This window comes from Nonomuraea sp. NPDC049624, assembly GCF_040675255.1.
Lineage (GTDB): Bacteria > Actinomycetota > Actinomycetes > Streptosporangiales > Streptosporangiaceae > Nonomuraea.
Genome location: NZ_JBFAOR010000003.1, coordinates 313,431 through 326,689, shown reverse-complemented (window position 1 = coordinate 326,689; position 13,259 = coordinate 313,431). Strand labels below are relative to the sequence as shown.

11 protein-coding genes are annotated in these 13,259 nt (G+C 72.1%); 5 read left to right on the top strand and 6 right to left on the bottom strand.

All coding sequences use genetic code 11. The annotated features are described in order from the left end of the window. Nucleotides 1–36 precede the first annotated feature (36 nt). The 3 genes from AB0J76_RS13045 to AB0J76_RS13035 form a co-directional block, all read right to left on the bottom strand. Complete coding sequence (locus AB0J76_RS13045; protein WP_352328186.1) at nucleotides 37–594, bottom strand: GNAT family protein; 558 nt, start codon at nucleotides 592–594, stop codon at nucleotides 37–39. A 299-nt stretch (nucleotides 595–893) separates the two neighbouring features. Next, a complete protein-coding gene (locus tag AB0J76_RS13040) occupies nucleotides 894–2,207 on the bottom strand; it encodes a hypothetical protein (RefSeq protein ID WP_352328187.1) in 1,314 nt (437 codons plus the stop codon). An 87-nt stretch (nucleotides 2,208–2,294) separates the two neighbouring features. Then, entirely contained in the window at nucleotides 2,295–2,729 is a 435-nt protein-coding gene (locus AB0J76_RS13035) for an RDD family protein (protein ID WP_352328188.1), read from the bottom strand. A gap of 1,244 nt (nucleotides 2,730–3,973) precedes the next feature. Here AB0J76_RS13035 and AB0J76_RS13030 point away from each other — a divergent pair. Next, nucleotides 3,974–5,794 carry a M4 family metallopeptidase gene (locus tag AB0J76_RS13030; protein ID WP_352328189.1) on the top strand — a complete coding sequence of 607 codons (1,821 nt, stop codon included), beginning with the start codon at nucleotides 3,974–3,976 and terminating at the stop codon, nucleotides 5,792–5,794. A gap of 135 nt (nucleotides 5,795–5,929) precedes the next feature. Further along, nucleotides 5,930–6,688, top strand: coding sequence for a hypothetical protein (locus tag AB0J76_RS13025; RefSeq protein ID WP_352328190.1), 759 nt, complete (start codon nucleotides 5,930–5,932; stop codon nucleotides 6,686–6,688). 65 nt (nucleotides 6,689–6,753) lie between these two features. Here the strand turns inward: AB0J76_RS13025 and AB0J76_RS13020 are convergent, their stop codons facing one another. Together AB0J76_RS13020 and AB0J76_RS13015 are read right to left on the bottom strand one after the other, a co-directional pair. Continuing rightward, nucleotides 6,754–7,263 (bottom strand): hypothetical protein, encoded by a 510-nt coding sequence (locus tag AB0J76_RS13020; RefSeq protein WP_352329989.1) that lies wholly within the window; start codon nucleotides 7,261–7,263, stop codon nucleotides 6,754–6,756. Between the two features lie 519 nt (nucleotides 7,264–7,782). Further along, on the bottom strand, nucleotides 7,783–8,394 hold the full coding sequence (locus AB0J76_RS13015) for a TetR family transcriptional regulator C-terminal domain-containing protein (protein ID WP_352329992.1): 612 nt from the start codon (nucleotides 8,392–8,394) through the stop codon (nucleotides 7,783–7,785). Nucleotides 8,395–8,486: 92 nt separating this feature from the next. On the opposite strand from AB0J76_RS13015, the gene AB0J76_RS13010 reads away from it, so the two are divergent. Continuing rightward, on the top strand, nucleotides 8,487–9,986 hold the full coding sequence (locus tag AB0J76_RS13010; RefSeq protein ID WP_352329994.1) for a carboxylesterase family protein: 1,500 nt from the start codon (nucleotides 8,487–8,489) through the stop codon (nucleotides 9,984–9,986). Here AB0J76_RS13010 and AB0J76_RS13005 read toward each other — a convergent pair. Beyond that, on the bottom strand, nucleotides 9,914–10,822 hold the full coding sequence (locus tag AB0J76_RS13005) for an alpha/beta hydrolase (protein ID WP_352329995.1): 909 nt from the start codon (nucleotides 10,820–10,822) through the stop codon (nucleotides 9,914–9,916). The genes AB0J76_RS13010 and AB0J76_RS13005 overlap by 73 nt on opposite strands. Before the next feature lie 68 nt (nucleotides 10,823–10,890). Between AB0J76_RS13005 and AB0J76_RS13000 the strand changes: the two genes are divergently transcribed. Both AB0J76_RS13000 and AB0J76_RS12995 read left to right on the top strand, forming a co-directional pair. Then, nucleotides 10,891–11,883: a DUF5937 family protein gene (locus tag AB0J76_RS13000; protein ID WP_352329997.1), complete on the top strand. Its 993-nt coding sequence runs from the start codon at nucleotides 10,891–10,893 to the stop codon at nucleotides 11,881–11,883. A gap of 105 nt (nucleotides 11,884–11,988) precedes the next feature. Beyond that, complete coding sequence (locus tag AB0J76_RS12995; protein WP_364389477.1) at nucleotides 11,989–12,894, top strand: S41 family peptidase; 906 nt, start codon at nucleotides 11,989–11,991, stop codon at nucleotides 12,892–12,894. The last annotated feature ends 365 nt before the right edge of the window (nucleotides 12,895–13,259 follow it).

Genomic DNA, 13,259 nt, shown 5'->3' with positions numbered 1-13,259 from the left:
CGTCAGCCCCCTGACCACGATGCCGGCGGTGCTCGATCAGCCGGACGCCGCCTTCCACTCCGGGGCCAGGATGGAGTGGACGACCGAATCCCGCCACCCGCCGGCGAGCTTCAGGTGCCCGCGGATGACGCCCTCCTCGACCATCCCCAGCCTGCTCATGACCCGCCCGGACGCCTCGTTGACCGGGCTGCGCGCGCCCCAGACGCGGTGGACGCCGAGCTGCTCGAACCCGAGCCGCAGGAGCAGACGTACGACCTCGGCGCCCAGCCCCTGACGCCACCGGTCCGAGCGCAGCGCGAACCCGATCTGGGCACTGTTCTGCAGCGGGTGGCCGAGGTCGATCGAGATGCGCGCGAACGCCACCAGCTCGCCGTCCGGCAGCACCGCCGCAAGACAGTAGTCCGTCCTCGGGTCGTGGCGGGCCGACTCCATCACGCCGGTCATGATGCTCTCGACCTGCTCGCGGTTTCGGGGCTCGAAGCTCATGTGCTCGGCGACCCGCGGGTCGCCGTAGATGGCCAGAAGCCCGTCGACGTCCGTCGGGACGAACTCCCGCAGGGCCAGCCTCGGGGACGAGATCGTGACCGGATACATGCACGCTGACCTTACCGGCCGCCCGCCTTTACAATGTAGATTGAATTCGAGCGTCGGCGACACGCCGGCCCGCCACCCGCTCCCCCCAGACACTTACCGCTTGACCTGCAGAAACACGTCCGTGGGGCGTGACCGTGCCCGGGAGATCGCCGTCACCCTGTTGTGCGCGGTGCAGTACCACAGCGATCTGTCGGATCTGTGGCCGGCGGAGCAGCTCAGCCGGCCCCGCTGCGGTGACGTCCGCCGTCGCAAAATCACGCCCGCTGCCCGTGCCTGAGCCGTTCCGGCTGATCCGGTGGTCAGTTCGGCACGTCCAGGCCGGCGCTGCGGGCCGCGTGCATCGCCGCGGTGACGAACTGCTCGTAGGTTCCCATGCCGTTCTTCAGGCCGAAGAGGTCGGTCTGCCGGTACTCCACGACCACGTGGGTCGCCTTGTACGGCGTCGTCTTCTGACCCATGGAGTACGTGAACCACTCCGGCGGCCGTCCGGGGAAGGGCTCGTGGGCGGGGTAGCCGCGGGGCGGGGACATCGCGTCGTAGGCGATGCCGCGCGGGCCGTCGCCGCTCATGTGGACGGCCAGCGTCTCGTTGCCCTGGCCGGGGTCGCCGGCCTGGATCGACCGCAGCCACCAGAACAGGCTGAGCTGGTTGTCGTACGTCTGCCGCCCGCCCAGACCGTACGGCCGGGGGCACACCCGGGAATTCTGGTCGCCGTCGGGCAGGGCGTTGACCATGGCGTCGAAGGCGGACCGTTCCACCTCCGTCAGGGCGTTCATGTACACCGAGCGCAGGTTCGTGCGCGGCAGCAGCGCGAAGCCCGCCTTCGGCCCGTCGCCGGAGGTGAGGTTCTGATGGGCGAAGACCCACAGCATGTACTGGATCAGCGTGACGAACCCGATGAGGTTGGCCGTCTGGTGGCGTCCCTGCAACCACGCGCCCACCCGGGCGCTGGGATCGAAGCCGAGCACCCCCAGCCGGGCGGGCAGCTCGGCCAGCGGCACGTCCAGGGTGGCCTGAGCCGTGCCGTGGACGAGGTCCCTGCCGGCGGTCAGGGCCAGGACGTCGCCCTTGGGGTAGACGGTCGTCATCACCGGGTTGCCGGTGAGGTCGAAGTCGCACCTCTTGACGGGCGCGGCCAGGGACACGGTCATGATGTTGCCCACGTTGGTGCCCGGCACGAAGCGCAGGCCGTCGGACGGCTGGACGTCGTCGTGGGTCTTGAGGTGTCCCTGGGCCACGCGCACGGCCTGCGTCCTGGTGCTCGTCCGGGCCCTGCTCGACCGCCTGGTGCCGGTCGTCGGCTCGTCCTCCTGCTCGTCGGATCGCAGGAACGGGTCAGGAAGCTGGGTGCTGTCGGGGGAACGGCCCGTCAGCAGGCTGATCAGCTCGCCGATGAAGACGAGCTGACGGCGCAGGGCGGCCCACGTCGTCACCGAGTCGGTGATGATCTCGACGTCGCCGCCGTCGGACTCGATGGCGACCCCGGGGTCCTGCCAATAGCAGACCCGTCCCTTGGACGGCAGGGCGTTCTCGGTCTGCCAGCCGTTCTTGGTGTTCGCCAGAAACCGCAGCTCGTCACGCTGGAACTGCCATTCGAACCCGATCCTGGGCATGGGCGCCTCCTGGGGATGTGCGTGGCTGCCCCTCCCGAGCAGGTCCGGCGTGCCCCAGATACGTGCTGACGGGTGGAGTTCCTTTCGTCACCGGCTCCGCCGGCTGCCCGGTCTGTCCACCACGAGGGTCCCGGCGAGCCGGTCGTGCAGTCCGCGGCCGGCGGGGTCGGTCAGGGCCGACAGTCCGTCCAGGGCCAGCAGCGCGATCCCGGCCTGCGGGACGAAGGCGAGCAGCGGGAAGACCAGCGCCCGCACGGCCAGCCTGCGCCACGCCGGGCGGCGGCCCGCGCCGGCGGCGACGATCCGCAGGCGCATGACCAGCTTGCCGAGGGTGTGCCCGCTCAGCGCGTAGAGGAAGACCACCGGCAGGACGATCAGCCGCCCGTCGTCCTGGAAGATCGGCTCCCGCCAGATCGAGTCCAGCAGGCCGTGGTCGAGGTCCGGCGCGTACGTGGCGCCCAGCCTGGGCAGGGCGAGGAGGATCGTGATCACGACCAGGTAGTCGATCAGCAGCGCCGTCACCCGCCGCGACGACCGTGTGCGCGCCGGCCGGTCGTCGGGGGGGCATCAAGCGTGCGGCGAGCAGCATCAGCACCAGGCCGATGCAGGCTACGACGGCGATGACCGGCACACCCCAGCCGACCGCGAACTCCACCACGCGGCCGGCGTCGCCGCGCAGCGTTTCCAGGACGGTCCTGAGCGTTCCCGAGCCGGACGTCCGATGCGCCCACTCGGCGGGCACGGTCCCCCAGGACTGCCAGGTGGGAAAGGCGGCAGCGGCCACGGCCGCCGTCCGGACCAGCCAGACCCACGGCGGCAGCGCAGAGCGCCGGGGGAGGCCCGCGACCACGGCGGGACGTGCCGCGAGCCGCCGCCTGAGCAGGACGTAACCGACCAGCGCCGGCCAGAACAGCAGCCGGGCGGGCTCGTCCAGGATCGCCTCGAAGCTGAGCCAGTTCAGCAGGCCGCCGCTCGCGCCGGTCGCCCAGCCGTCGGTCAGCACGACGGCGAGGGTGACGACGCAGGCGACGACGAGGTAGTCGATCAGGAACAACAGCCCCGCGCGCCAGATCGGCGTCACGGCGGGTTCCTGGGCGGGGCCCAACGCGTGCGTCGCGAGCAGCACCAGCGCGGCGGAGATCAGCAGGGCGTTCTCCACGCGCCCCCAGGAGCCGATCACGGCCTGGAACCAGTCCAGGCCGAACAGTTCGAGCTCCTCGCCGCACGGCCCGTCGCCGGCGTACCAGGGGGTGAGCGGGATCGCGATCGCGGTCAGGACGAGCAGCCCCGCGGCCCGTCTCCCGGCCGCCGCCGAACGCCAGTGTCCCAGGGCGGCGAGCACGACGAGCACCGGGATTCCCCAGGTCGTCATGAGTGCCGTCAGCGTGCCGAGGTCCCCGCGCAGCGGCAGGAACGGCGAGATGCCCCCGAGATCACCGACCCCGCCCATGCAGAAGTAGAGCTGCGAGGCGAGGTCTTTGGGCTGCCAGGCGATCCAGGTCGGGTAGGCGGCGGCGGTCAGGGCGGCCGCCCAGACCAGCAGGGCTGATCGCGACAATCGGGGCTCCAGGTGTTCGGCGCGACAGCCTACCGGTGATCTTGCAGCCGAAGCAGCCCGGCGGCCGACACGGCCAGTTACACGTCCCTCAAAGGGCCATAAATCCCGATTTTTCTGCCTATTTACCTCGATATTGACCTCCTGTAGTTCATCAACTCAAATGCAGGTGACCCCATCCATCGCCCGCCGGCGCAAAGGGAGCGACCCCATGAGACGCAATGCCGTGTTAGCCCTGGTCACGAGTGCCGTCTGTGTGCTCGTGGCCACTTCGGTCCCCGGTCCGGCGGACGCCGCCAAAGGCGATCCCGCCGACCTCCTGGTGAAGGCCAGGCCCGCACTGTTGCACAGCTCGCCCGAGGACGCGTACGTACGGCAGAGCCCGACCGAAGGGCAGGGCGGCCTGCGCTACACGCCCTACACCCGCACCTACCGGGGGCTGCCGGTCTACGGCGGCGACTTCGTCGTGGTCAGCGCCGCCACCGGCGAGGTCCTGAGCACCTCCGTCTCCCAGGACAGTCCCCTGGACGTGGCCACCACGCCCAGGCTCAGCGCCGCCGAAGCAGCCCGGGTGGCCGCAAGCCAGCTGCCCCGGGTCTCCTCCGTCGCCACGCCCCGGCTGCTGGTCATGGCCCAGGGACGCGGCCGGCTGGCCTACGAGGTGCTCGTCCACGGCGCCGTCGGCGGCAGGGAGAGCAAGCTGCACGTCTTCGTCGACGCGCTGACCGGCGCGGTCGTCCTGAAGTCCGACGAGGTCAGGGCGGGGGTGGGCAACAGCTACTACAACGGCAACCCGGTCACGATCGGCACCATGGCGACCGGCTCCTCCTTCGCCATGATCGATCCGGTACGGCGGAACGTGCGCTGCGGCGGCCCGAACGGCGCCGCCTTCACCGGGCCCGACGACTTCTGGGGCAACGGCAGCGGCACCAACCTCGAAACCGCCTGCGTCGACACGCTCTTCGCGATCGACACCGAATGGGACATGCTCAAGGCGTGGCTGGGACGCTCCGGCTTCAACGGCGCCGGCGACGGCTACCCCGCCCGCGTCGGCCTGAACGACGTCAACGCCTACTGGAACGGCGTCAACACCGTCTTCGGCCACACCTCCGACAACCTGCGCCAGCTCACCGCGATGGACGTCGTGGCGCACGAGTACGGCCACATCGTCTTCGCCACCACGCCCGGCATCGACCTCGGCGACAACGAGAAGGCCATACTCAACGAGTCCACCGGCGACATCTTCGGCGCGCTGACCGAGCAGTACGCCAACGAGCCCGCCACCCTCGACCCGCCGGACTACACCGTCGGCGAGGAGGTCAACGTCGACGGAACCGGCCCGATCCGCTACATGTACAAGCCGTCGCTGATCCCCGGCCACCCCGACTGCTACAGCAGCGCGGTGCCGTCGATGCCGCCGCAGGTGGGGGCCGGCGTCCAGAACCACTGGTTCTACCTGCTGGCCGAGGGCAGCAACCCGGCGAACGGCCAGCCGCCCAGCCCGACCTGCGACTCCTCCTCCATCGTCGGGCTCGGCGCGCGCAAGGCGGGCCAGATCTACATGGGCACGCTGCTGCGCAAGACCTCCGCCTGGCCGCACACCATGGCCCGCCGCGCCTCGCTGCAGGCGGCCCTGGACATGTCCCCCTCGTCGTGCCTGGAGTACAACACGGTCAAGGCCGCGTGGAACGCCGTGCGCGTGCCCGCCCGGGCCGGCGAGCCGTACACGTGCGACTTCTCGGTCGCGGTCAGCCCCACCGCGGCGACCGTGCAGCCGGGCCAGACCGTGAGCGTCGCCGTCGGCAGCGCCGTCGTCTCGGGCGCCGCGCAGCAGATCTCGCTGTCCGCCAGGGGGCTTCCGGCGGGCATGACGGCCTCCTTCAGCCCGGCGAGCATCACCACCGGCGCCACCTCCACGCTGACCGTCACGGTCGGCGCGACCACCGCGGCCGGCACTTACCCGATCACGGTGCTGGGCGACGGCGTCGCCCTCGACCACACGGCCACCCTCACCCTGACCGTGGGCCCATGAGCCGATGACGCCGCGCCCCCGCTTCCGGCGTTCCGGTCCGGTGCGCCGGAAGCAGGCGCTGAGCTCGGCTTTAAGGCCGCTGAAAGGTCGCTGCCTAACGTTCTGCGCGGGCCGACACCAACCGCAAGGAGCGACATGAGGTTCATCGCAGCAATCGCCGCCACGATCGCGCTCGCCGCCTCCCCGGCCGCGGCCGAACCCGAGGAGAGCGACCGGGAGATCCCTCTCGCGTCCATCGAGTACACGACCGGTCTCACCGTGACCTTCTCCGACAGCCAGCCCTCCGACGAAGTCGGGATGTCCCAGCTCGGGATCATCGGCCGCGCGCCGCTCATCGCCTGGGACCGGAGCAACAGCTACCTGCAGACGTACCTGGAGATCACGCCGCCCGACGTGCCGGTGCCCCGGCGTCTCGTCGACGACCACGGCCCCGACCTGCCCGCCGAGTTGCAGGGACGGCGGATCACCAGCGAGCCGGTCACCGTACGCGGCCTGACCGCTCCGGCCGGCGCCGTGCTGTCCGCCTCGTGCACCGCCGAGCACTTCAGCTCGCATCTCTGGCACGAGAACGGCCAGGCCGGCATGGCACCCAAGTCGTTCACCACCCTCGACTTCGGCGGCTTCAAGGAGCGTCGCGCGGAGAGCTTCATCTTCAACTGCCTGCCGGCGGGTTCGCCGAGCTACCTGTGGGCCCGGCACCGGCTGTACTACTGGAACGGCACGAGCTGGTGGAAGCAGGCGGAGGAGAAGGTCGGCCCCGGCCTCCAGGCGGAAGAGGTCAAGGGCACGATCAAGCTCCACCGCAGGGTCAGCTATGACGACGGGTGGGGGTCCAACCCGAACTGCCTCGGCGGAGCCTGCAAGTACACCCGTGAGGGACGTTTCACCAGCTGACCGTCCCCACACCCGTACGGCCGCCTCGACCCCGGCCGGGGTCGAGGCGGCCGCGCACGCAAGCGCTACAGATCGCCCAGCGCCGACAGGACCCGCCCGATCCAGGCGAACAACCGCAGGACCTGACGGAACGGCCAGACCGCCGCCCAGAAGACCGGTTCGAGCCACCGGAACGGGCCGAGGAGGAGCGCCAGGACCATCATGACCGCGTCCGGGTCCAGCGACCGCAGAACCCAGCACCACCCCCGATGCCCCCACCTGCGGTGCAGCACCAGCGACACCAGGGTGGGCGGCAGTGTCATGGCCGTCGCGACCGCGAGCGCGGGCTGCCCCGGCAGCCAGATCCCGGCCGCGACCCACAGCAGCCCGTACGCCCCCCACGCGAGGGCCAGGCCGCCCAGCAGCCGGCCCATCCCGCCCTCCGACCGGACGTGCCGCGCCAGGCACGCGGGCAGGCGCACGCACACGTCGGGCAACGAGGTGTCGAGCGGAATCACCGGCCGCTCGGCCTCGGACGGCTCGTCCGCCCCGGACGGGCCTTCCCTGCGGCTGAGCGGATGAAGAGCATCGTTCACCCGTCCTGGTCTACCGGCGCCGTCTTGTGATCCACTGGTGATCACCTGTCACGCCGGTCGACCGGGACGCGGACGTGGGTGCGGCTGGTGCCGCCGGCGGGCGGGGGGACCTCCGGGGGCCTCAGGCCGCGTCTGGGGCCCCCGTGCGGCATGGGCCGGTTACCAGGGCCGGGGTTTGTGCGGTGATTTGTGGACGACCTTCACGATGGTGCTGTCGGTGCAGGTCAAGCGGGCCTCGGCCGACTTGCAGCGCCAGGTGACCATGTTGCGCAGGAAACCGGGCGTGCGGGCGATCACCGTGTAGCTGATCGTGGCCGTCTCACCCGGGTCCAGATCGCCGGTCCTCGACCCTCCGCCACCGCCGCCGCCGGATCCCATGTGCGGGTCGGCGAGGTTGACGGCGCCGTTCCCGCCGCTACGTCCTTGGGCGTCCCCGCCGGGCCTCAGGTCGTCCCCCGGCGCGTCGTGACGTTGAAGATCTTTTGGTGCCGCTTTCCCGGGCAGTCGTAGGGGCTCAGGTCACCCGCTTCGGGCCGGCCCGGCGAACAGCCGGTCCAGATGCAGGTCGATCGCGGTGAGGGCGTCCTGGGGGGTGATCACGTCCAGTTCGAGGAGGGGGGTGAGGCCGGTGAGGGCGAGGAGCAGGTCGGTCTCGGTCGCCGGGTCGCGGTCGGGGGCGAGGTGCCCGTCGGCGATCGCCTGGCGGACCAGTCGCTCGACGAGGGCCCGTCCCTGGAGGAGGCCGCGGCGCGCCCGCTCGCGGACGGCCTCGTCGTGCAGCGCCTCCAAGACGTAGGCGGCGCTCATCCGGCTGGTGGCGCGGGCGTCGGCGTGCAGGGGAAGCATCTCCGCGAGCGTCAGTCGCAGCACGTCGCGGGGGTGCGGCCGGTCGCCGAGCCCCGCGAGGCCCTGCTCGACGCGGAGCGAGGTCTGCTCGGCGGCGAATTCCATGGCGAAGGAGAGCATGGCGGCCCGGGAGGCGAAGTAGTGCTGCAGCTGCCCGAGTGAGATGCCCGCCTCCTGCGCCACCACCCGGGTCGTCAGGTGGGTGACGCCGCGCCGTTCCACCACCCGCCACAACGCGCGGGCGATCGCTTCGCGGCGTTCGCGGTGGTCCACCTGTTTCGGCATCCCGGGTCTCTCCCTCGTCGAGCCTTTCCCATACAGTTGACATAATACACCTGACCTATAACCATGAGGGTCTGTTCGAGGGAGGAGGCGTCATGTCCGAGGAGCCGAAGGTGCGGACCGCGGAAGGCGTGGTGCAGGGGCGCCGGCGGCAGGGGCACGCGGTATTCCGCGGCATCCCGTACGCCCAGCCGCCGGTGGGAGCGCTCCGCTTCGCCGCGCCCGCCCCGCCGCGCCGCTGGGACGGGACGAGGCAGGCGGCGGAGTTCGGCCCCCCGGTGCCGCTCTCCCTGCCGGTCGACGTGGGCGCGCCGCGGGGCACGGACTGGCTGACGCTGAACGTCGGCACCCCGGATCCGGGCGCGGCCGGGCTGCCGGTGCTGGTGTGGCTCCCCGTGGGCGGCTACGTCTCGGCGGCGTCGAGCGACCCGATGTACGACCCGGCGGTGCTGGCCGGCGCGGGGCTCGTCGTGGTGACCGTCAACTGCCGCGTGGGCGCGGAGGGTTTCGCGTTCCTCGACGACGCGCCGCCCAACCGCGGCTTCCTCGACCAGATCGCGGCGCTGGAGTGGGTGCAGCGGAACATCGCCGCGTTCGGCGGCGACCCCGGCCGGGTCACCGTGGCCGGGCAGTCCGCCGGGGCGGGGTCGGTCGCCGCCCTCCTGACGATGAAGGCGGCGCGCGGCCTGTTCCGGCGGGCCCTCGCCCACTCGGTGCCGGGGCTGCACAGCACCCCCGCGCTGGCCCGGCAGGTCACCGCCGCGCTCGCGGACCGGCTCGGCGCGGCCGCCCCCACCGCCGCGGCCCTGCGCGACCTCGACCCCTGGCGCCTGGCCGCGGAGCTCACCTCCTTCAACGCCGGCCTCCAGGCGCACCGGGAGAGCTGGGGACGGCTCACGCAGACCGGCACCGCCCTGTGCCCCGTCGTCGACGGCGAGGTTCTGCCCGAAACGCCCTGGCCCGCGCTGACCGGCGGGCGCGCCAGCGGGATCGAGCTGCTGGTCGGCCACACCCGGGACGAGTTCCGGCTGTTCAGCGTCATGAGCGGACGGCAGGGCAGCTTCACCGAGCAGGACGCGCGCACAGCCCTGGACCTGCTCGCCCCTCAGCCGCATGGCGGGCAGGCGTACCGTGCCAGGTTTCCGCAGGCCGGGCCGGAGGAGCTGGTGGAGACGGTGTACTCCGACGCGCTCTTCCGCATGCCGTCACAGCAGCTGGCCGAGGCGAACGCCGCAGCCGGCGGCACCTCGTACCTGTTCGAGCTGTGCTGGACCGCCCCGGCGCTCGGCGGCGCTCTGGGCGCCTGCCACAGCCTGGACGTCCCCCTGGCGTTCGGCACGCTGGACAGCCCCGTCGGCGCGCAGCTCCTCGGCGACGAGCGCGCCCCCGAGGCCGTCGCGCTCTCCCGCGAGCTCAGGGAGGCATGGGTGCGCTTCGTGACCACCGGCGACGCGGGATGGGCCGCGTACCGGCCCGGCCGGCGGCTCACCCGCGTCCTGGACGCCGTACCGGCCACTCTGCCCTACCCCGAAGAGGTCTCCCGCCGGATCTGGGCGGGCCACTCCCCCGCGCCCTTCGATCTCCTGCCGACCTGACGCAGGAACGCCGAGGTGGTGGCCACGAACCGGTCGGCGTCGTCGAGCCACGGAAAGTGCCCCGCCCCGGCCTGGACGACGAGCTCGGCGTGCGGGAACAGCGCGGCGAGCTCGGCCACCGCGGCGGGAGGGGAGTTCAGGTCCCTCTCGCCCGCGAGCAGCAGCACCGGCGAGGTGAAGCGGGCGAGCGCGGCACGGGTTGCGTCGGGGTCGTAGGCGCCTTCGGCGCCGAAGACGGCCGCCGCCTCGTTGTTCCGCTGCTCGTCCTCGGCGGCCTTGTGCGCCTGGGCCGTCTCGTCCCAGCGGCCGTACCAGAAGGGCGCGATGGCCTGGACGGCGTCAGGCGTGGCCTGGCCTGACATGACCTTCTCCAGGGCCGCGAACGCCCCCGGGAACCAGGGCTCCCCCTCGCGCAACCGGGCGGTCTCCCGCCGGACCTCCTCGGTGATCCTGATGCCGACGGCGGCGACGCTCGGAGTGACCAGGACGAGCCTGCTGACGCGTTCCGGATGGCGAGCCGCGTAGAGCACGGCCAGGTTCGTGCCCCCGGAATGGGAGAGCAGGTCCATCCGGTCGAGCCCGAAATGCTCGCGCAGCGCCTCGACGTCCTCCACCAGGCGGTCGCAACGGTAGGAGGCGGTGTCCGGCGGCACGGCGGACCGCCCGGTGCCCCGCAGGTCCGCCATGATCAGCCGCCGGTGCGCCGAGAGGCCCCCGAGGTCGCCGAGATAGGCGGAGGCCTGCATCGGCCCGCCGGGCAGGCAGACCAGAGGGGGGCCGTCGCCGAACACGTGGCAGGCGAGCTCGATGCCGTCGTGGGAGGTGAAGAAGTCCATGCCCGCCAGCCTGCGGGGAAACGGCGTGCCTCGGCTATCGTTCAGCCACAGCTACATGATGAGGGCGGATGGCGGTCGAGATCAGGTTCACCGCGGCGTCGGTCGCGAAGGTGCGATTCGCCGTCTCGCCGCTGGGCGAGACGGTGCTGGCGCTGCGGATCCTGTTCGGCACGGGCGGTCATGCCGTCCACCGGCCCTGGGTGCGCCGGGCGCGCCCCCTGCTGGCGCGCGAACGCGAGCTGCCGCTGCTGCGCGCGCTGATCGCCGGGCCGCTGCCGTCGTTCCTGTTCCCGGCGCCGGCGCAGCGCCTGCCGTCCATCGCGGCAGAGCTGGACCTGGTACGCGCCACGCAGGAGGACTTCTTCCGGCAGGAGTACGGCGCGGTCCTCGGCATGCCGCCCGAGGACGCCCCCGAGCCCGCGACGGTACTGCCACGGCTGGCCGAGGCGCTGCATCGCTGCCACGAGCTGCTGATCGCGCCGCACTGGGGCCGGATGCGCGCCGTGCTGGAGGCCGACCTCGGCCGGCGTGCGCTGACCCTGGTGGAGGGCGGGGTGCAGGCGCTGTTCGCCGAGTTGCACCGCGACATCGCCTGGGACGACGGCCAGCTGGTCGTGCACGGCCGGCGCACCCCGCACGCGGTGTACACGGTGGACACCGGCGGACACGGCCTCGTCCTGCAGCCCAGCGTCTTCAACTGGCCGGACGTGGGCGTCGACAAGGCGCCGATCGCCGCCGCGTCGATCCGCTATCCGGCGATGGGCGTCGGCCTGCTCTGGGAGTCGCCCCGGCCGGCGGTGACCGGCCTGATCCCGGTGCTCGGCCACACGCGAACGCTGATCCTCGCCGCCCTGGCCGAACCCCTGACGACCGCGGCCCTGGCCGCCCGCCTGAGCATCACGCCGAGCGCGGTCTCACAACACCTGGGCGCGCTGCGGGGGGCGGGCCTGGTGTCCACACAACGCCAGGGCCGCACGGCCCTCCACCTGCGCACGGAACGAGCCACCCACCTGATGGACGGCCCGCTCCCAGCCGGCTTCCCGGACGCGCTCACGCGCTGACCCGACGACGGGCACCGGAAACCGACCGCGCAGGCCGTTTCGCCGCCTTTCGAAGGCGTTGAACGTCTTTGACGTCTTCGGAAGGGCGGTGCTCTACTTCCTGCCATGACGCCCCTGACGAACCTTCGGCCTGCCCCCGTAATCGACGAGACCACCCGCCTGCTGACCGAGCACTACGTTTTCCCCGAGGTGGCCGAGCAAGTCGCCGACCTGCTACGACGACGCCTCACCGACGGCGCCTACGACGTCGGCGGCGCCGCGGAACTCGCCCGTCTGGTCACCGCGGACCTGCAGTCCGTCAACGGCGACAAACACCTGAGGCTGAAGCACCACGCCGACCCGGTCTCCCCCGAGCAGGGCGCGGCCACCCTGGAGTCCATCCGCCGGGACTACGACGCCTCGCTGGGCGGCGCGCCCCGGGTGGAGCTGCTCGACGGAGGGGTCGCCGTGGTGGAGCTGGCGCCGATGCTGTTCCCGCTGGAGTGGGCCGCCGAACCGCTGAGCGCCGCGCTCACCCTGGCCTCCCGCGCCCAGGCGCTGATTCTGGACCTTCGCGACAACCGGGGCGGCGACCCGGACACCGTCGCCTTCGTCTGCAGTTACCTCCTGGACGAGCGCACCCACCTCAACACCATGCACTGGCGCGGCGGCGAGCGCGGCGAGCAGTACTGGAGCCTGCCGCACGTTCCGGGCGCGCGTTTCGGCGGCAGCAAACCGCTGTACGTGTTGTCCAGCGGCAGCACGTTCTCCGCCGCCGAGGAACTGGCCTACGACCTGCAGCAGCTCGGCCGCGCCGTCGTCGTCGGCGAGCCCACCCGCGGCGGGGCGCACCCGTGCAAGGGCTGGACCGTGCACCCCCACCTGGAGGCCACCGTCCCCATCGGCCGCGCCGTCAACCCCGTCTCGGGCGCGAACTGGGAGGGCACCGGCGTGCAGCCGGACATCCCCTGCGCCGCCGCGGAAGCCCTCGACCGGGCGCACGCCCTGGCCCTCGCCCGGCCGGCAGGCTGACGCGGCCGGGCCCGTCGTCGATGTGACACCGGACGCGTGACGCGGTCACGGGCCTTCATCTTTACAGGAAACAGCCCGCGGGAGGGGTTCGGGACCGGCCTGGGCATGAGAGCGAGGACACCCGGCAGAGCGAACAGGCATGGGAGAAGGGCGTCCGGCCGAAAGGGCTCGGCCCTACTCGTCGTGCTCGCGCCCAGGACGTTCCGGCGACCTGGAGGCGCGGCTGTTCGCGCCGACCGCCAACGCAACCGCCGCGATCGCCTGCGCGCGTACGGGGAAGCCCCGGCCGGGATTATCTTCCTGGCCGGGGCACACGTCTCCGGAAGCGGAGGTGACGCGTCGCGCCTTTCGGGCGAAGGGCCGCG